16 protein-coding genes are annotated in these 19212 nt (G+C 63.7%); 14 read left to right on the forward strand and 2 right to left on the reverse strand.

The features are described 5' to 3' along the window. Nucleotides 1–62: 62 nt before the first annotated feature. The 8 genes from ACSW29_RS08620 to ACSW29_RS08655 are packed head-to-tail and all read left to right on the forward strand — an operon-like array spanning nucleotide 63 to nucleotide 9666. Nucleotides 63–1703, forward strand: coding sequence for an ABC transporter substrate-binding protein (locus ACSW29_RS08620; RefSeq protein WP_448277055.1), 1641 nt, complete (start codon nucleotides 63–65; stop codon nucleotides 1701–1703). A 2-nt stretch (nucleotides 1704–1705) separates the two neighbouring features. Beyond that, complete coding sequence (locus tag ACSW29_RS08625; RefSeq protein ID WP_448277056.1) at nucleotides 1706–2704, forward strand: ABC transporter permease; 999 nt, start codon at nucleotides 1706–1708, stop codon at nucleotides 2702–2704. After that, entirely contained in the window at nucleotides 2697–3587 is an 891-nt protein-coding gene (locus ACSW29_RS08630; protein ID WP_347871546.1) for an ABC transporter permease, read from the forward strand. Before ACSW29_RS08625 ends, ACSW29_RS08630 begins: the two co-directional genes overlap by 8 nt. Beyond that, nucleotides 3584–5206 carry a dipeptide ABC transporter ATP-binding protein gene (locus tag ACSW29_RS08635; RefSeq protein WP_448277057.1) on the forward strand — a complete coding sequence of 541 codons (1623 nt, stop codon included), beginning with the start codon at nucleotides 3584–3586 and terminating at the stop codon, nucleotides 5204–5206. Before ACSW29_RS08630 ends, ACSW29_RS08635 begins: the two co-directional genes overlap by 4 nt. Further along, nucleotides 5193–6311 carry an LLM class flavin-dependent oxidoreductase gene (locus ACSW29_RS08640; protein WP_448277058.1) on the forward strand — a complete coding sequence of 373 codons (1119 nt, stop codon included), beginning with the start codon at nucleotides 5193–5195 and terminating at the stop codon, nucleotides 6309–6311. The genes ACSW29_RS08635 and ACSW29_RS08640 overlap by 14 nt, the downstream gene beginning before the upstream one ends. 24 nt (nucleotides 6312–6335) lie before the next feature. Further along, nucleotides 6336–7706 carry an NtaA/DmoA family FMN-dependent monooxygenase gene (locus tag ACSW29_RS08645; RefSeq protein ID WP_448277059.1) on the forward strand — a complete coding sequence of 457 codons (1371 nt, stop codon included), beginning with the start codon at nucleotides 6336–6338 and terminating at the stop codon, nucleotides 7704–7706. After that, on the forward strand, nucleotides 7703–8527 hold the full coding sequence (locus ACSW29_RS08650; RefSeq protein WP_347871542.1) for a DUF1684 domain-containing protein: 825 nt from the start codon (nucleotides 7703–7705) through the stop codon (nucleotides 8525–8527). Before ACSW29_RS08645 ends, ACSW29_RS08650 begins: the two co-directional genes overlap by 4 nt. Then, entirely contained in the window at nucleotides 8524–9666 is a 1143-nt protein-coding gene (locus ACSW29_RS08655; RefSeq protein ID WP_448277060.1) for an LLM class flavin-dependent oxidoreductase, read from the forward strand. Before ACSW29_RS08650 ends, ACSW29_RS08655 begins: the two co-directional genes overlap by 4 nt. Before the next feature lie 39 nt (nucleotides 9667–9705). Here the strand turns inward: ACSW29_RS08655 and ACSW29_RS08660 are convergent, their stop codons facing one another. After that, nucleotides 9706–10647: an alpha/beta hydrolase gene (locus ACSW29_RS08660; RefSeq protein ID WP_230816268.1), complete on the reverse strand. Its 942-nt coding sequence runs from the start codon at nucleotides 10645–10647 to the stop codon at nucleotides 9706–9708. A 115-nt stretch (nucleotides 10648–10762) separates the two neighbouring features. Between ACSW29_RS08660 and ACSW29_RS08665 the strand changes: the two genes are divergently transcribed. From ACSW29_RS08665 to ACSW29_RS08690, 6 genes are all read left to right on the forward strand, one after another. Continuing rightward, nucleotides 10763–11512, forward strand: coding sequence for a hypothetical protein (locus tag ACSW29_RS08665; RefSeq protein WP_448277061.1), 750 nt, complete (start codon nucleotides 10763–10765; stop codon nucleotides 11510–11512). Continuing rightward, nucleotides 11512–11985: an RDD family protein gene (locus ACSW29_RS08670; RefSeq protein WP_283305840.1), complete on the forward strand. Its 474-nt coding sequence runs from the start codon at nucleotides 11512–11514 to the stop codon at nucleotides 11983–11985. Before ACSW29_RS08665 ends, ACSW29_RS08670 begins: the two co-directional genes overlap by 1 nt. Continuing rightward, the gene (locus tag ACSW29_RS08675) at nucleotides 11982–12329 is read left to right on the forward strand and encodes a YidH family protein (protein WP_230816265.1); all 348 of its coding nucleotides are present in this window, start codon (nucleotides 11982–11984) and stop codon (nucleotides 12327–12329) included. Before ACSW29_RS08670 ends, ACSW29_RS08675 begins: the two co-directional genes overlap by 4 nt. 95 nt (nucleotides 12330–12424) lie before the next feature. Next, nucleotides 12425–13438 carry a glucose-6-phosphate dehydrogenase (coenzyme-F420) gene (gene fgd / locus ACSW29_RS08680; RefSeq protein WP_003944371.1) on the forward strand — a complete coding sequence of 338 codons (1014 nt, stop codon included), beginning with the start codon at nucleotides 12425–12427 and terminating at the stop codon, nucleotides 13436–13438. Nucleotides 13439–13586: 148 nt separating this feature from the next. Then, nucleotides 13587–15665, forward strand: a complete 2079-nt coding sequence (gene pta, locus ACSW29_RS08685; protein WP_448277062.1) for a phosphate acetyltransferase — start codon at nucleotides 13587–13589, stop codon at nucleotides 15663–15665. A gap of 2 nt (nucleotides 15666–15667) precedes the next feature. Next, complete coding sequence (locus ACSW29_RS08690; protein ID WP_347871538.1) at nucleotides 15668–16867, forward strand: acetate kinase; 1200 nt, start codon at nucleotides 15668–15670, stop codon at nucleotides 16865–16867. Nucleotides 16868–16880: 13 nt separating this feature from the next. Here the strand turns inward: ACSW29_RS08690 and ACSW29_RS08695 are convergent, their stop codons facing one another. Then, the gene (locus tag ACSW29_RS08695) at nucleotides 16881–19208 is read right to left on the reverse strand and encodes a tetratricopeptide repeat protein (RefSeq protein ID WP_448277063.1); all 2328 of its coding nucleotides are present in this window, start codon (nucleotides 19206–19208) and stop codon (nucleotides 16881–16883) included. Nucleotides 19209–19212: the final 4 nt, after the last annotated feature.

Consider the following 19212-nt stretch of genomic DNA (forward strand, 5'->3'; position numbering starts at 1 on the left):
TCGGAGCTTCTTGCTTCAGGGCGGCGGGTGCGCTCTTCGGCATGCCTCTTTAGGAGTTCTTGGTGTCCTCGCCCTCATTCGGTGCCCGTAAACGCGCGACCGTAATTGCCGGTATCGGTGCTCTCTCGGTTCTCGGCACGGTCCTCGCCGGCTGCAGCAGCAACGGAAGTGACAGCGGTGCCGACGCGGGTCCCGCGCAGTCCGGTGGAACCCTTCGCTACGGCCTCTCGCAGGCGCCGACGTGCGCCGATCCGGCCCAGGCCGGAAGTAACCAGACGGTGTATGTCACTCGTACCGTGGTGGATTCGCTGACCGATCAAAATCCCGACTCCGGAGAGATCACCCCGTGGCTCGCCAAGAGTTGGGAGATCAGCCCCGACGCCGCGAGCTTCACGTTTGTCCTTCGCGACGATGCCACTTTCAGTGACGGCACACCGGTGACGGCGGATTCGGTGAAGAAGACCTTCGATTCGGTCAAGAACCTCGGGCCGAACGCGTCGTTGGCGAAGAGCTACCTGTCCTCCTACACGGGTACCGACGTCGTTGACGCACACACGGCGAAGATCAATTTCTCTGGACCCAATGTTCAGTTCCTGCAAGCAACTTCGACGCCGCAGCTCGGAATCCTCGCTGATTCCACCACTGCACTGGCATCCGAGCAGCGCTGCCCCGGTGCAGCGGTAATCGCCTCCGGGCCGTTCGTCTACACCGACTGGCAGCAGGACAAGAGTGTCAAGATCGCCAAGCGCGCGGGATACAACTGGGCGTCGGACGCGGTCGCGCATCAGGGCGAGGCCTACCTCGACGGCGTCGACTTCACCGTGGTCCCCGAATCCGGTGTGCGCGCGGGCAGCGTGGCTTCCGGCCAGCTCGATGCGGTCAGCGATGCGCTCCCACAGGACGCACCGCAGATCGAGGGCGCAGGCGGACGCATCCTCACCCGGCCGAACCCGGGCGTGAGCTTCTTCTTCCAGCCCAACGTCAGTCGTGGAGTTCTCGCTGATCAGTCTGTCCGCCAGGCCATCGTTCCGGCGATCAACCGGCAAGAGCTCGTCGACACCGTTCTGGATCCGTCGTTCTTCCCGGCAACGAGCCCGTTGGCTCACACCACTCCGCTCTACACCGACGAATCCAGTGTCGTGACGTACGACGCCGACAAGTCGGCGAAGCTTCTCGATGCAGCCGGTTGGAAGACCGGAAGCGACGGTATTCGCGAGAAGGACGGGCAGAAGCTCACTTTCAGCGTCACGTTCAGCCCGGTGTTCTCGGGTAATCAGGCCATTCTCGAGCTCGTTCAGCAGCAGCTCAAGAAGGTCGGCGTCGACCTGCAGCTCAATCTGGTCTCGAACGGTGAATGGACCGAGAAGGGGGTGTCGGGTGATTACGATTCGCTGTACTACAACAGCACTAGGGCCGACGCCGACATCCTGCGGGCGTCGTTCAGCACCGAGGGCCGCAACCTCAACCGTCGCGGCGCAGATCCGGAGCTCGACAAGGTTCTCACCGAGCAGCTTGCAGCCACGGACAACGGGCAGCGCGGCGAACTGGTATCCACCGCACAGGAATTGATCCTCGACCGTGGGCTGTCCATTCCCACCATCGAGCTCTCGCAGGCCATCGGCGCCGGATCGAGTGTTCAGGATCTGAACTTCGAAGCCTCGTCACGCCTGCAGTTCTACGACGCATGGTTGTCGGGTAAGTAGTCATGACTCGATACGTACTCACCCGACTGGGCCAGGCCGCAGTTGTCCTTTGGGCCGCCTTCACCATTTCGTTCGTGATTCTGTTCCTCCTGCCGAGCGATCCGGTCAGCATGGCTGCGGACTCATCCGGGCAGGGTGTTGCAGTGGATCAGGCTGCGCTCGATCAGCTTCGGGCACGATACGGCTTGGACCAGTCGGTGTGGGTGCAGTACTGGACATCGCTGACCAAGGCTCTTCGCGGCGATTTCGGTACGTCGATCTCCACCGGTCAGTCGGTGACGGATGCCATCTTCTCGGCATTGCCGAGCACCCTGGTGCTGGCAACCACGGCTTTGGTTCTCGCCGTGCTGTTCGGAGTGGCGATCGCGTTCTTCGCTACCTACACCCGCAAGTGGTGGCTGGCGAACCTGTTGTTCTCGCTGCCGCCTCTGGGAGTGGCAGTGCCCACCTTCTGGGTGGGTCTGATCCTCCTGCAACTCTTCTCGTTCCGTATGCACATCTTCCCGGCATTCGGGGACAAGGGATTCGCAACGGTAGTTCTCCCCGCGATCACCCTCGCGATCCCGACCGGCGCCGTTATCGCACAGGTCCTCACGACCAGCCTGCAGTCGACGCTGCGTTCGCCGCACGTGGAGACCGCCTATGCCAAGGGTGCCAGCCGTTGGCGCGTGCAGACCCGTCACGCGTTGCGACTGGCGAGCATTCCGGCATTCACCATCGCCGGTGTACTGGTCGGAACTCTGCTGGCTGGTTCGGTGGTCGTGGAGACGGTGTTCTCCCGCGCGGGCGTCGGCCGTCTGACCCAGACGTCGGTGATGGCGCAGGACATCCCGGTGGTGCAGGGAGTCGTTGTGTTCGCCTCTCTCGTGTTCGTGCTCGTCAACCTCGCGGTCGACCTCTTCTACCCCTTGATAGATCCACGGATCATCCAGACGAAGAAGAGTCACACCGAAAAGTCGAATACCGAAAGCTCGACCGATCTGGAGCCGGCTCATGTCTGACACATTGATCGAACCCCTACTCCTCGATCCGCGCGTCGAGGCGAAGGCACCTGTTGTTTCGCGCCGAAAGTCCACGGCCATCGGCTGGATCCGAAAGCCCGGCTTGGTGATTCCGGTGTTGATCGTGTTGCTTGCCATCGGCTTTGCCGTCGCACCCGGATTTTTTGCCAGCGGCGATCCGTTGTCCGGCGTCCCGGCAGACAAACTGCAGGGCCCGAGCCTGGCGCATTGGTTCGGAACCGACAACCTCGGGCGTGACCTGTACACACGCTTCGTGCACGGCGCTGCACTGTCCCTGACCGCGACTTTGGTAGCGGTGGGAATCGCGTTGGTAGCAGGATCGATCATCGGTCTGCTCGCGGGCTTTGTCGGCGGAGTCGTCGACGCCGTTCTGATGCGCATTGTCGATGTCCTGCTGTCCATTCCGGCGCTGCTGCTCTCGCTGGCGTTGGTGACCGCACTCGGCTTCGGCACCATCAACGTTGCCATCGCGGTCGGCGTCAGTATGGTCGCCAATTTTGCGCGAGTGATGCGTGCCGAAGTGATGCGGGTGCGCGGCGCTCAGTACGTCGAGGCCGCGTTTAGCTCGGGTGTGCAGTGGCTCGGTGTCCTGCGTCGGCACGTGCTGCCCAACTCGTACGCGCCCGTGGTCGCGCTGTCCGCAGTCGAGTTCGGGCAGGCAGTTCTTGCAGTGTCGGCACTGAGCTTCTTGGGATTCGGTGCGGTTCCGCCTACCCCTGAATGGGGATCGCTGGTATCCGAGGGGCGCAACTTCCTCGCCAATGCCTGGTGGATGACAACACTTCCCGGTCTCGCGATTGTCGCCGTGGTCATCTCGGCACACCGTATCGGCCATGAGATCGAAAGGAGCAACCGACGATGAGCACGACCGAGGAACAGTTGCTTTCCGTCACCGACCTGCAGATCTCCTACGGCAACGAGCCGGCCGTATCCGGTGTGAGTTTCACCGTCGGCCGCGGCGAAGTGGTTGCGGTGGTGGGGGAGTCGGGTTCGGGAAAGTCGACAACGGCGCACGCGATACTGGGCCTGCTCGCCGGTAGCGGCCACATCACGGGCGGAAGCGTCGAGTTCGAAGGTGAGAGAATCGATTCGTACTCCGACCGCGCGTGGCAGCGAATCCGCGGCGCTCGTATCGGTTTGGTGCCGCAGGATCCGACGACCTCGCTCAACCCGGTGACCCGGATCGGCGACCAGGTTGCAGAAGTCCTGCGGATCCACGGCCTCGCCGACCGGCGAACAGCGCGGTTGGATGCCGTCGCCGTGCTCGAGCGTGCGGGTATCGACCGCCCGGAAATCCGGGCACGCCAGTACCCACACGAGCTGTCCGGCGGTATGCGGCAACGAGTTCTGATCGGCATCGCTCTTGTGGCGAACCCGACCCTCATCATCGCCGACGAGCCGACCAGTGCTCTGGACGTCACGGTTCAACGACGCATTCTCGACCATCTCGACGAGCGAATCGCCGAATCCGGTGCCGCCGTGCTCCTGATCACGCACGACCTGGGTGTGGCCGCAGACCGCGCGGACCGGATCCTGGTCATGCAGGGCGGCAGGATCGTCGAATCCGGCCGTACCGCAGATATTCTGGGAGACCCGCGAGACGAGTACACGAAGAAGCTGCTGAACTCTGCGCCGAGCCTGTCCTCGGGACCGGTTGATCGCCCGGTCCGTCAGGACACGACGCCGCTGCTGACGCTGACCGGAATCACCAAGCGTTTCAACGTCGGCCGCGGGAGTTCGATCACCGCGGTTGATGAAGTGTCGCTGACTGTCCCGAAGGGTCAGACGGTGTCACTGGTCGGGGAGTCAGGCTCCGGCAAGTCGACCACCGCACGCATTGCCGTGCGATTGGAGCAGGCGGACGCCGGCACCATCACCTTCGACGGTCAGGACATCACGAAGGTCAAGGGCAGAGACCTGCGCGAGCTGCGTCGAAAGATTCAGCTCGTGTATCAGAACCCTTACGCGTCACTCGACCCGAAATTGTCCGTCCAAGACATCGTGGCGGAGCCGCTGCGGGCCTTCAAGGTTGGAGGACGCAGTCAGCAACAGAGCCGTGCCGCCGAGTTGCTCGATCAGGTTGCACTGCCCGAGCAGTTCCTGAGCCGCAAGCCGGCCGAACTCTCGGGCGGCCAGCGTCAGCGGGTGGCGATCGCTCGCGCGCTCGCTCTGAAGCCGGATCTGCTCGTTCTCGACGAGCCGGTATCCGCTCTCGACGTCTCGGTTCAAGCGCAGATCTTGGCGCTACTCGACGAGTTGCAGCGAGAGCTGGGACTGACCTATCTCTTCATCTCCCACGATCTGGCGGTAGTTCGCCAGATCAGTGACGTAGTCGGCGTCATGCAAGCTGGGCGATTGCTCGAAATCGGCACTACCGCCGAGATTTTCGACAATCCCCGAAACGGGTACACACGCACACTTCTCGACGCGATCCCCGGGCGGGATCATTCGACAGGAAAGGCCCAACATGTCCGAGCGTAGTTCCGGAGCATTCCTAGTCGGCCTCGAATTCGAGGGCGCCGGAGCTCATCCGCACTCCTGGCGACGCGAGGATTCGCGCGCCGAAGATCTGTTCACGCCGTCGTACTGGGTGGACCTGGTGACCGCCGCGGATCAGGGTGGGGTGGATCTGGCGTTCCTCCCCGATTCTTTCGGGCTCCAATCCGAGGGCCAGCACGCTGTACAGGGCAGGTTGGAAGCAGTGGCAACCGCGGCGAGGCTGAGTGCTGTGACCTCGCGCATCGGCCTTATCCCCACTGCGACGGTCACGCACACCGAACCGTTCCATATTTCCAAGGCTGTCGCGAGCATCGACTACTCGTCTGCTGGGCGGGCCGGTTGGCAGGTCGCGGTGTCCGACACCACCGAGCAGGCGGCGTTGTTCGGCCGAAAGGCAGTGCAGGGTCCGGAGTCTGCGTGGGAGGAAGCGTCCGAGGCGGTCGAGGTGGTCAGTCGGCTGTGGGACAGCTGGGAGGACGACGCCGAGATACGTGATGCTGTGAGCGGACGTTTCATCGATCGGGACAAGCTGCACTACATCGATTTCGAGGGAAAGAACTTTTCCGTCAAGGGCCCGTCCATCACGCCGCGATCGCCACAGGGCCAGCCGCTGATCGCCGTCGACGCGAGTCGACCGGAGGCCCGCGAACTCGCCGTTGCGCGCGGAGATCTGATTCGGATTTCGGCAACCGACCTCGGCGAGGGCAAAGCTACGGCCAAGCTGGTCCACGCGAGTGCGGCTGCCCTCGGGCGCAGCGTCAGAGTGCTCCTCGATGTCGACGTACTTCTCGGAGCCGATCGCGGTGCCGCCGACGACGCTTTGGCGGAACTCGAGGAATGGGCGGGAGCGCCGTATGCACCGCACTCGTTGTTCTATCGCGGTGACAGCGCGGGTTTGACTGCGCTATTGCGTGAGATCGGTGGGCTCGCCGGGATCGACGGTGTGGTTCTGCGTCCCCTGGCGCTGGCCGCCGCCGTGGACAAGATCGCGACGGACGTAGTTCCAACTCTCAATCCGCGACCGAGTACCGCCCCGACACTGCGCGAGCGGTTGGGCTTCGAGTTGCCCGTCAATCAGTTCGCGTAGCGCGAGTAAAGAACAGGAACACCGATGACACAGAACAGGATTCGCAAGCAGGTTCATCTGGGCGCTCACTTTCCCGGCGTGAACAACACCACGGTGTGGACCGATCCGGCGTCCAAGAGTCAGATCGAGTTCAGCTCGTTCGAGCATCTCGCACGCAGTGCCGAACGCGGATTGTTCGACTTCTTCTTCCTCGCAGAGGGTTTGCGCCTACGCGAGCATCAGGGCAAAATTCACGACCTCGACGTGGTCGGTCGCCCGGACACCTTCAGTATTCTCAATGCGGTTGCCGGTGTGACAACGCATCTCGGCCTGGCCGGGACGATCAACACGACGTTCAACGAACCGTACGAGTTGGCCAAGCAGTTCTCGACGCTCGATCATCTCTCCGACGGCCGCGCCGCCTGGAACCTGGTCACCTCCTCGGACGCCTTCACCGGCGAGAACTTCCGCCGCGGCGGGTATCTGGAGCATTCCGAGCGGTATGCACGCGCCAACGAGTTGGTCGACGCAGTACGGACGCTGTGGGACAGTTGGAGCATCGACCGTCCGATCGTCGACCGTGAGCGCGGTGTTTTCGCCACCGACCAGCAGGTCGGCCAGTTCCAACACTCCGGTAAGCAGTTCGACATCTCCGGACGCTTCGAAGTACCACGGAGTCCGCAGGGGCATCCAGTTCTGTTGCAGGCAGGTGACTCCGACGAAGGACGCGAGTTCGGCGCGGCCAAGGCAGACGCCATCTTCACCGGGCACGGAACCCTCGAAGCGGGCAAGGCCTTCTACGCCGACATGAAGGGGCGCCTGGCCAAGTACGGACGTACACACGCAGACCTCAAGATTCTCCCCGCCGCCACCTTTGTCCTCGGTGACAACGCAGCGGACGCGCAGGAGAAGGCGTATCACATCCGGCGGCAGCAGGTGGGGCCCCAGACTGCCATCGCTTTTCTCGAACAGGTGTGGGGCAGAGACCTTTCGCAGTACGACGCCGACGGCCCCTTGCCGCAGGAAGATCCGTCGGACGACGTCAACATCACTCGCGGACGCGTCCGGCACGTCAAGGATCCGCGAGCGGTTGCCGATCAGTGGCGTGCGAAGGCGGAGGCCGAAAACCTCAGCATCCGTGAACTCATCATCGAAGTGACTGCCCGCCAACAGTTCGTGGGTAGTGCCGCCGAGGTGGCTGCCGAGATCGACAGCTACGTCCAGGGCGACGCGAGCGACGGATTCATCCTCGTTCCCCACCTCACCCCCTGTGGCCTCGACGAGTTCATCGACACTGTCGTACCAGAACTGCAGGACCGCGGCAGTTTCCGGACCGAATACTCAGGAACCACCCTGCGCAGCCATCTCGGGCTGCGTCACCCGCACGAGCAGGCTGAAGGAGTCCGCGCATCATGACCGTTACCGACACGTCCACCAGCACCTTCGCCGGCGATTGGAATGCTTGGCATGCCTCGCGCGACGCCACCTTCAGCGAGCCACTCGGCTGGCTGAGCCTGACTGCGTTGCACTGGCTGGTGGACACCGATTCCACCTTCGCGGATCTGCCGGGTGCATGGCGCGCCGACGCGAATGCCGTTGTCGTCACCGCGACACCGGCTGACGACCTCTCGATCGACGGCGTCGCAGTGGACGGTTCAGCCACTCTGAATCCGATCGAGGGTGCGCCGGGACTGATCGTCAAGCAAGGTGCACGGCTGGTCGAGGTCATCCGCCGCACCGGCGAGGTGGCACTGCGGATTCATGATTCGTCGGCCCCGGCATTGGCACAGTTCAGTGGTATTCCGACCTTCGAGCCGAATCCGCAGTGGCGCATCGACGGTGTCTTCACTGCTTTCGAGGAGGCTCGCACGGTCACGACGGGCGCGGTCGTCGATCGCCTCGAGCATCATCACGACGCCAGGGGAACCATCGGCTTCGAACACGGCGGTGAAACGCACACGCTGATTGCGTTCGCGGGCAAGGACAACGGCTTTCACATCCTGTTCACCGATGCGACCAGTGGTGTGTCCACCTACCCGGCCGCACGCTCGCTGCACGTGAGCGCACCGGAGCCCGGTGGCGCGGTAGTCCTCGATTTCAATCGGGCGTCGAACCTGCCCTGCGCCTTCACCGATTACGCGACGTGCCCCGTGGCCCCCGCCGAGAATCGCCTGACATTGGCGGTGGAAGCCGGCGAGAAGACACCCGACACCGGCTCCGGAAGCGCACCGAGGTGAGCGCGCCGCTGTCCGTACTCGACCTCTCGCCGATCAGTGAGGGCGGAACCGCCCGCCAGGCTCTGCGGAATTCGCTGGATCTGGCGCGCTCTGCCGAGGCCTGGGGATACAAGAGGTTCTGGGTCGCCGAACACCATTTCGTCGGGGTCGCCTCGTCGTCACCGGCAGTGCTTGTCGGGCTGATCGCAGCCGCCACCAACACCATTCGCGTCGGCTCGGCCGCCGTGCTGCTGGGGAACAACACGCCAGCTCAGGTGGTGGAAGCCTTCGGCACCGTCGAAGCCTTGTATCCGGGTCGAATCGATCTGGGTATCGGGCGTAGTGGTCAGCGTCGGGTGGAGGCGCTTCGTGCCGTCGCTGCCGGAGCGACTGCCCCCGCAGAATCGAAGCGGGAGAACGTCGTACGTGAGGGCGTGGTGATTCCGGCGCCCTTCGATCCGACCGGTCTTCTCACATCACCCCGGTTGCAGGCGTCGTTCGAGGCGCTGGCGTTTCCGGGAGCGCAGGCGCCCGATTTCGATCAGCAGGTCGACGACATACTTTCGCTCCTGAACGGCACGCACCGCACCCGTGACGGCATCGAATTGCACGCCAGTCCCGGTGAGGATGCCGACGTCGAATTGTGGGTGTTCGGAAGCAGTGCAGGCCCCAGCGCCGAGCTGGCCGGACGGCGCGGATTGCCGTTCGGTGCGAATTATCATGTGGCGCCGTCGAGTACGCTCGATGCCGTCGAAGCATACCGTGCGGCATTCCGGCCGTCGGCAGTTCTCTCCGAGCCGTACGTCGTCGTGTCCGCGGATGTTGTTGCTGCGGAAGACGATGCGACGGCGAGAGAGTTGGCGTCGACGTTCGGGCACTGGACACACAGCATCCGCAGCGGGCACGTAGCAATACCGTATCCCGATCCGGCAACGGCGCTCCCACTCTCCGATGCCGACAAAGCAGTGGTGGAGGATCGGCTGATCACGCAGTTCGTTGGTTCACCTACCACCGTCGCCGACAGGCTCGACAGTTTGCAGAAGCTCACCGGGGCGGACGAATTGGTGATCACCGGGGTGACCTATCGGCACGAGGATCGCCTGCGCTCGTACGAACTGCTCGCCAAGGAATGGGGACTGCCCGCGCTGTTGGCAGCATGAGCTTGCCGCGCTTTGCGGCGAAGATCAGGGCGCGAAAGCTCACGCTCCGATAGCATCGGCGATCATCGGCCACGACGCACGCATATCAGCTTCGAAAAGTCCCCAGGTGTGGGTGCCCTCGGGGCGGAAGCTGAACGTCGCGGGTATGCCGAGCTGACCGAATCGACCCTGCAACGCGGCAGTGCACATGTTGGTGATGCCTTCGAGCACAGCGCCGGGAACGACCCCGGCAGCCATCGCCAGTGAGTTGATTCCGTCGACCGGGCCGGGAAGTCCGTTGCCGGTCGAGATGAACAGTGCTGTACCGCGCAGTTTCTCGGCGTTGATCAGCGGGTCGTGCGCAGCCCACTGCGGGCTACCCCACGGTCCCCACATATTGCCTGCGTTACCGCCGCCGAGTATCTCGACCATCGAACGCACCGCTGCCTGACCGAGCGGGTCGCCGGCGCGCGGGCAGCCGCTGTACGAGCCGACGGCGCGGTAGGTGCCGGGCGACTGGATCGCGAGGTCCAGGACCGGTCCACCGGCCATCGACACACCACCGAGCGCGTTGACGCCGGTCGTGTTGTACCGAGCGTTGACTGCAGCCGGTAGTTCCTTGGTGAGGTACGTCTGCCATTTGTTCCGCCCGAGTACCGGATCGTCGGCGTTCCAGTCGGTGTACATGCTGAACTTGCCGCCGACCGGCATGACCACGTTGACGTGCTTGTCGTCGAAGAAGTCACGGACTCCGGTGTTGTTGAACCACGAGATCCCGTCTTCACCGCCGCCGACGCCGGTCAACAGATAGAACGTCGGGGCAGCGCCGCCGCCGGCCGGGGAAATCACGTCGTTGGCGATCCAACGGTCCATCGAGGGGGAGTAGACGTCGATGCGACTGACCACGGAATCCGCGCTCGCCGTCGGCGCAGTGAGGCCGAGAAAGCCGGCAGCCATGGCCACCGCCATCGTCAGCCGAACCGTGAAACGACGTGTCTTCATATTTCCCCCCAGGCGCAAGCCGGACAGCGTATTTGTGCCTTCCAACAGTGGCACAATGCGAAGAAGAGTGACGAATGTCCGGATAACGGTCCGATAAGAAGATGGAGACAATTGCGTGGGATCGCAGTCGCACCACCCCGAATCCGACGTGATTCGGCTGGCCTTCGGGCTTGCTGCGATCACGGCCGGTGCGGCGCGCAGAACCGCTGGTCTCGCCCTTGATTCGGTGCAGCGGATCCCCGTCGTCGGTGGCACTCTCGACGACGCGATCACCCAGGTCACCAGCCGTGGCACCGAAGCGATTCGCTCGACTGCGGAGTTCGCCGACTCCACCTTGCGGACGGTGATCAAAGCTGTCGTCGATGCTGCTCTGGCCGAAGTCGACATCACGAAAATCGTCGTAGACCACGTCGACATCGACAGAATCGCCGAAAACATCGACGTGGACAAGATTGCCGAGCGGGTCTCGCTCGAACCGATCATCGACCGGGTCGACGTGGACGAGATCGCAAGTCGCCTCGACGTCAAAGCGGTGATCGATCGCCTCGACCTCGACGGGATAGTCGACACGGTCGACCTCGAACGCCAGGTCAACCGCATCGACCTCGTCAAGATTGCCGACCAGGTCATCGAGGGCGTCGACCTCCCACAGATGATTCGTGAATCGACCGGCTCACTCTCCACGGAAGCCGTGCACGGAGCGCGGGTGCAGGGCATGCAGGCGGACGACGCTGTCGCCGGGTTCGTCGGGCGACTGTTCGGCCGCGACAACGCAGCGTCACCAGAAATGCCGTCACCAGAAATGCCGTCATCAGAAAAGCCGTCACCAGAGGCCGATCCGAAGACGAACGCAGGCGAACGCTAGTGGCCCAGGAGAGTTCCGGCCCGGCCGGCATCGTCACCCGTGGACTCGCCGGACTGATCGACCTGGGCGTCGTCCTGCTCCTGATGGGTTCCGTGTACGTAGGCTTCGCCTTCGTCCGACTGCTCTTCTCTCCGCAGAGTTTCACGTTCTCGGAACCGGGAATCTTTCTGTCCACGACGGCATTTCTCGGTGTCTCGGTGGCTTATCTGACTGCCTGCTGGGCGACCACCGGTCGGACCGTCGGCTCCCTGGTGATGGGGCTGCGCGTGATCACGTCCGGGCATCGCCTCGTGCGCTGGCCGTTGGCGTTCGTCCGCGCGGTGCTCTGCGTACTCTTCGCCTTCGGGTTGTTGTGGTCGGCGGTCGATCGACGACGACGTTCGCTGCAGGACATCGTCCTGCGCACCGAGGTCGTCTACGACTGGCGTCAGGACCCGGATCTGGTGGCACCGCACGGAGGCGAGCACGCATGAGCGAACCCAACCGCCCGGACGAACGCTTCACTCTCGCCAGTGAGCGCACCTTCCTCGCCTGGATGCGAAGCTCACTTGCCTTGCTGGCGGGCGGCATCGCCGTCGTCCAGTTGGTGCCGGAGTGGAGCACAGGGTGGGTCCGCACGGCGCTCGGTCTGATCTTGATCGCACTCTCGGCGGCAGCTGCACTGGTAGGTATGCGACGCTGGCTACAGGTGAAGAAGGCGCTCGAGGACGGAGCCGCGATGCCAGAACCGCACGCACTGTGGCTGTTTGCCCTGGCATTGGCGGGGGTTGCCGTGGCAGCCGGTATCGCGACAGTTGTCACCAGCCTCGCTCGCTGAGATATGCAGAGAAGTCCTTGCGGTGTCTGGATAGTCTGCAAAGAACGAGAAGCATGTCAGAGAAGTAAACGAAACAGACGACAAGGGAGTGCACGGTGGCGCAGGAACTCAAGCTCGGATACAAGGCTTCGGCTGAGCAATTCGGCCCTCGCGAACTGGTAGAGCTGGCAGTTCTGGCCGAGCAGCACGGCATGGATTCCGTTGCCGTGAGCGATCATTTCCAGCCGTGGCGCCACAACGGTGGACACGCGCCGTTCTCGCTCGCCTGGATGACGGCCGTCGGTGAGCGCACCGAGCGTGTGCAGATCGGCACGTCCGTGATGACGCCGACGTTCCGATACAACCCGGCGGTCATCGCTCAGGCGTTCGCGACGATGGGATGTCTCTACCCGGGACGCATCATGCTCGGCGTCGGCAGCGGCGAGGCTCTCAACGAGATCGCGACCGGTTTCCAGGGCGAGTGGCCCGAGTTCAAGGAACGGTTCGCGCGGCTGCGCGAGTCCGTGCGGTTGATGCGTGAGCTGTGGCTCGGCGATCGCGTCGACTTCGAAGGCGAATACTTCACCACTCGCGGCGCCTCGATCTACGACGTTCCCGAGGGCGGGATTCCCGTGTACATCGCGGCCGGTGGACCGGTTGTCGCTCGGTACGCGGGACGGGCCGGCGACGGCTTCATCTGCACCTCGGGCAAGGGCATGGAGCTCTACACCGAGAAGCTGCTTCCGGCGGTCGCCGAGGGCGCAGCCAAGGCCGAGCGCGACGTCGCAGACATCGACAAGATGATCGAGATCAAGATCAGCTACGACACCGACCCGGAGGCTGCGCTCGAGAACACGCGCTTCTGGGCTCCGCTGTCCCTGACACCGGAGCAGAAGCACAGCATCGAAGATCCGATCGAAATGGAAGCTGCTGCCGACGCTCTGCCCATCGAGCAGGTGGCCAAGCGCTGGATCGTCGCTTCCGATCCCGACGACGCTGTCGAGCAGGTCAAGGCTTACGTCGACGCCGGCCTGAACCACCTGGTGTTCCATGCACCGGGCCATGATCAGCGCCGGTTCCTCGAACTGTTCGAGCGCGACCTGGCGCCCCGGCTCCGCGCACTGGGCTGACTTGATCCAGAAGCTGATCACGGTGCCTGCCACTCGACGTGTGGCAGGCACCGTTCGTCTTTCTCGTAGCTGCCGGTTATCGGCACGAGCGTGAGCGTGGCCACGATCAGTGGCAAGGTGGGCGGCGGCCCACACTAGGCTGTTGGGCATGCCAGAAGCGCCCGCTGCCGTGTCGAGTGTCTACGTCGCCTCTCCTGAAGGTGACACCGGAAAATCCACCATCGCGCTGGGCGTGCTGCAGATGCTGTGCGCCACCGTCGCCCGGGTCGGTGTCTTCCGCCCGATCGCCCGCTCGACCGAGGAAACCGACTACATCCTCGAACTCCTGCTAGAGCACACCACTGCCGATCTCTCCTACGCCGACGCACTCGGCGTCACCTACGAGCAGGTTCACGCCGACCCCGAAGCCGCGCTGGCCGACATCGTCGCGAGGTACCACACCGTGGCAGAGCAGTGCGACGCTGTCGTGATCATCGGCAGTGACTACACCGACGTCGCAAGCCCCAGCGAACTGAGCTTCAACGCCCGCATCGCCGTGAACCTCGGAGCGCCGGTCCTGTTGGCGGTTCGAGGCGCTCGGCGCAGCGTCGAGGAGGTTGCTCAGCTCGCGCACCTGTGCGCCGCCGAGTTGGCCGCCAACCACGCCCATCTGCTCGCCGTCGTCGCCAATCGTTGCGATCCGGACAAGCTCGACGAGGTCACCGCAGCCCTGTCCGACATCGGTGTTCCGACGTGGAGCCTGCCGGAGATTTCGTTGCTCGTCTCGCCCACGATGGCGGAGTTGATGGAGGCCACCGGCGGCGAGTTGTATTCGGGTGACCCGGAACTGCTGCACCGCGAGGCACTGAAGGTGATGGTGGGCGGCATGACCGCCGAGCACATCCTCGAGCGTCTGGTCGAAGGCATGGTCGTGATCGCACCGGGCGATCGCTCTGACGTGCTGCTCGCGTTGCTCAATGCGCATGAGGCGGAGGGATTTCCGTCGCTGGCGGGCATCATCATGAACGGCGGGATCACGCCGCACCCGGCTATCGCGGCGTTGATGGCCGGCCTCAAACAGCGTCTTCCGATCCTCACCACAACCCTCGGAACTTTCGACACCGCAAGCGCCGCAGCCCAAACCCGCGGACGCGTGGCAGTCGGTTCGCAGCGAAAAGTCGACACCGCCCTGAGCTTGATGGAACAGCGCGTCGACGCCGACGTCCTGATGGACCGACTGGCACTGCCGATTCCGTCGGTCGTGACCCCACAGATGTTCGAGTACAAGCTGATCGACCGTGCTCGACGCGACCGCAAGCACATCGTCCTGCCGGAGGGTGACGACGACCGGATCCTGCGCGCCGCCGGCCGGCTGCTGCAGCGCCAGGTTGCCGACCTGACGATCCTCGGTGACGAACCGAGTGTGCGTCGACGCGCAGCGGAACTCGGCGTGGACATCAGTGGCGCACAGGTACTCGCACCGGCGCAGTCCGAGTACACCGAGCGCTTCGCACAGGAATACACCGCGCTGCGTGCACACAAGGGCATGACCATCGAGCGAGCCCGCGAGGTGATCGCCGACATCTCGTACTTCGGAACGATGATGGTGCACTTGGGTATTGCCGACGGCATGGTCTCCGGTGCCGCCCACACCACCGCTCACACGATCCGGCCCTCGTTCGAGATCATCAAGACGGCCCCCGGCGTCGCGACGGTTTCGAGCATCTTCCTGATGTGCCTGGCCGACCGCGTTCTCTCCTACGGTGACTGCGCCGTGGTTCCGGACCCGACGTCGGAGCAGTTGGCGGACATCGCGATCTCGTCCGCACAGACGGCGTCGCAGTTCGGGATCGATCCGCGCATCGCTATGCTCTCGTACTCCACCGGCGATTCGGGCAGTGGAGCCGACGTCGACAAGGTTCGTACCGCAACCGCTTTGGTGCGCGAGCGCCGACCAGACCTGTTGGTGGAAGGGCCCATTCAGTACGACGCCGCCGTCGAGCAGAGTGTCGCCGACAAGAAGATGCCGGATTCGCTGGTGGCAGGCAAGGCCACGGTGTTCGTGTTTCCGGACCTGAACACCGGCAACAACACCTACAAGGCAGTGCAGCGCAGCGCCGGCGCTATCGCCGTCGGCCCGGTTCTGCAGGGACTGAACAAGCCGGTTAACGACCTCTCACGCGGTGCGTTGGTCCAGGACATCGTCAATACCGTGGCTATCACGGCAATTCAGGCACAGGGAGCGTAAGAGTGAGCGACGGCACCGTACTGGTCATCAATTCCGGCTCGTCATCCATCAAATTTCAACTCGTGCACCCGGATACGGCGGAATCGGTGGCGCACGGTCTCATCGAACGCATCGGCGAACCCGACGGCCACATCGTCTACAACCACCGCACCGGAGTCGAAGATAGAAGCCTTCTCATCGCCGATCACCGCGCGGGCCTGAAGATGGTGCTCGACATCGTCGCCGAGGTCGGACGGCCGCTGAGCGAGGCCGGAATCATCGCAGTCGGTCACCGCGTCGTGCACGGTGGCGACATCTTCTATTCGCCGACGCTCATCGACGACGGCGTCGTGAAAGCCATCGCGGATCTGTCGAACCTTGCACCGCTGCACAATCCGGCCAACGTGATCGGTATCGAGGTGGCGCGCGAAGAACTGCCGGACGTTCCGCACGTAGCCGTCTTCGACACCGCGTTCTTCCATACGTTGCCTGCCGCAGCGTCCACGTACGCGATAGATCGGGACGTGGCCAAGGCCAACCAGATTCGCCGGTACGGCTTCCACGGGACCTCACACGAATACGTGTCGGGACGAGTCGCGGACTTCCTCGGCAAGGATCCGGCCGAGCTGAATCAGATAGTTCTGCATCTCGGAAACGGCGCTTCGGCCTCGGCGGTCAAGGGCGGCAAGGCTATCGACACCACGATGGGTCTCACCCCGCTCGAGGGTCTTGTCATGGGCACTCGCAGCGGCGACATCGATCCCGGCATCATCTTGCACCTCAACCGCAACTCGGGAATGAAGGTCGACGAGATCGACGACCTCCTCAACCGTCGTTCCGGTTTGAAGGGACTCTCGGGAGTCAACGACTTCCGCGCTCTGCTCGCACTGATCGAGGGCGGCGACGAAGACGCAAAACTCGCGTACGACGTCTACGTACACATGCTCCGCAAGTACATCGGTGCCTTCATCGTTCAACTCGGCGGCGTCGACGTCATCACCTTCACCGGTGGCGTCGGGGAGAACAATATCGACGTGCGACGCGACAGCCTGGCCGGCCTTTCCCGTCTCGGTATCGAGGTCGACCCGGCTCTCAACGAGGCGAAGAGTCGCAACGAGCGTCGTATCTCCGCATCCTCGTCGGCCGTCGAAGTGCTCGTGGTCCCCACGAACGAGGAATTGGCGATCGCCCGCGCGGCAAAGGCTTTGGTGGCCGCGCTGTAAATCTCGGGGCGCGTCAGAAATTGCTGCGGGGACGTACAGCATTTGCCCGGTCGACGAGGGCGTAGCGGTGTGTGCGGGAGGGCGTGGCGCGAGCGAGGGCGCGAAGGCAGGCTTCGGCTCCGGTGCGTAGACCTTGCTCGGTGAAGGGCAGGTCGAGGATGGGTTCGAGTTCGGTGTGCGAGCGGTTGCCGTAGCGAATCCAATCGAGTGCCGTACCCAACACCAGGGTTCGCATCTGCAGACTTCGGCTCTCTTCAGCAGGTAGCGCCCGAACACGACGGGCGGCTTCCCTCAGAGTCGATTCGTCGAGTTCGGCGATCGGAACACCGGACAGCATCGTCAATGCGCTCGACATCCGCGCGACGTTGTAGTGCCGGGAAGACGTGGGGACTTCGTCGAGGGCGGCGATGGCTGCCTTCTTGTTGCCGTGATCGGCGAGTTGGCGAGCGAGCCCGAATGCTGCGCTCACGTAATTCCGTTCGGTCCGCCAGACGGTGCGGTAGTACTTCTCGGAGAAGCGGCACCATTGGTCCGGGTCGTCGCTCTCCCAGTGCTGGAGAATCAGTTCTGCCGTCGCTGCCAACGCCAGCTTGGGTGCCGCCTCGCCTGGCAGCGCGGTGAGGACTGTCTCGAAATGACTGAAAGCAGGCTCGAATCGGCCTGATTGCAACGCCGCAAGTCCTCGATACCACTCGATCTTCCAGTGGTCCCCGATGTTCTGTTGGAGTTCACCCAGAACAGTCAGTGCGGTTTTCGGATCGCCGAGATCGAGATGAGCCTTGGCCTCGGCCAGTCGAACCTCGCCCGAGACGGAGGCCGCCGGTGTGCCGGATGTTCGGTCGATGCCGTTCTCACGGGCATGCTTGAGAGCATCGAGAGTCTGAGACGGTTCGCTGTGCACCGCTGCTGCCAGCAACGGCGCGCTGGGATCGGTGGGGTCGACCAACGGAATGGGAAGTGCGTGCGCAACTTCGCGCGGATCGAGAGCAGCGTCGTGGCTGACACCGTCGACGTACACATCGGTTTGCCCGACCAACTCGTCGGTGCCGAAAGACGTTCGCTGCCTGCTGAACACGAGCGAGAGTCCGGGGTTTTCCTGCCCGGTCTGCTCCGCGAGGATTTCTCGCAGAACGCCGGTGAGCTGGCCTGCGATCTCCTCGGCGGACTGGAATCGCTTCTTCGGGTCCGGGTCGGTGGCGCGCAACAGCAGGCGGTGAAAGAACTCGTGGTCTCGCAGCAGTGGCTCGTCCTCGGGTTCGGGGAGGCCGTCGAGATACCTTCCGTGCTTCGAGGGCATGTCTAGAGTGAGAACCGCGAGTGTTCTTCCGACGGTGAAGATGTCGGACGCGATAGTCGGGCCGGTCTCGATGATCTCCGGTGCTTGATAGCCGGCAGTGCCGTACAGGTATCCGTAGTCTTCGATTCCGGACACGGCACCGAGGTCGATCAGCTTCAACTGATCCTCGGTGACCATCACGTTCTCGGGTTTGAGGTCGTTGTACGCCAGGCCGGTGGAATGCAGATAGCTCAGTGCCGGAAGGATTTCCAGAACGTAGCCGATCGCCTGCTCGATCGGCATGTGCTTGCCGTCCGGGAATTCGGCCAGCACCTCGCGCAACGATCGTCCGCCCACGTACTCCATGACGATGTATCCCATGGGTGTGCCGTCCGGGCGCGGATGCTCGACGAAATTGAAGATCTTGACGATGCTGGGGTTGGCGACCTCGGCGAGGAACTGACGCTCAGCCACCGCGACGGCCTGCGCTTCGGAATCACCGAAATGCAAGAGTCCCTTGAGAACAACCCATCTGTCGCTGACATTGCGATCGATCGCGAGGTAGATCCATCCCAGGCCGCCGTGCGCGATCGGTCCCTGGACCTCGTACTGCCCCGACACGAGTTCGCCCTCTTCGAGCAATGGGCGGAAGTCGAAGGTGGAACCGCACTTGGGGCACGTTCCGTGCTGAGTTGCCTTGGTGCTTGCGCTCTTACGGCCGACCGGTTCGTTGCACTTCCAACAGAACCGTTTGCGTTCGGGGACCGTAGGGTCACTCATCACCGCAGATGCCGGGTCGATCTGCGGGACGGGGGGAACCTCGACCAGACCGCCGCCGAGGCGCAGCTTGCGCCCCGACCGGCTGCGGCGGGATCGGGTGGAGCGGCCGGTGGGGGAGGAGGACGCGGACGGCGTGGTTCCCCGCATCTGGGCCGACGTCGGTTCGAGACGCTCGTAGGCGCCGGTGGCTTCGGGTTCGGGACGCTCATAGGCACCGGTGGCTTCGGGCTCAGGTCGTAGGGCTGCCTGGGTGGCGTCGGGCTCGGGGCCGGTCTCTTCGGTCATGTCA

The organism is Rhodococcus sp. GB-02 (assembly GCF_053470465.1).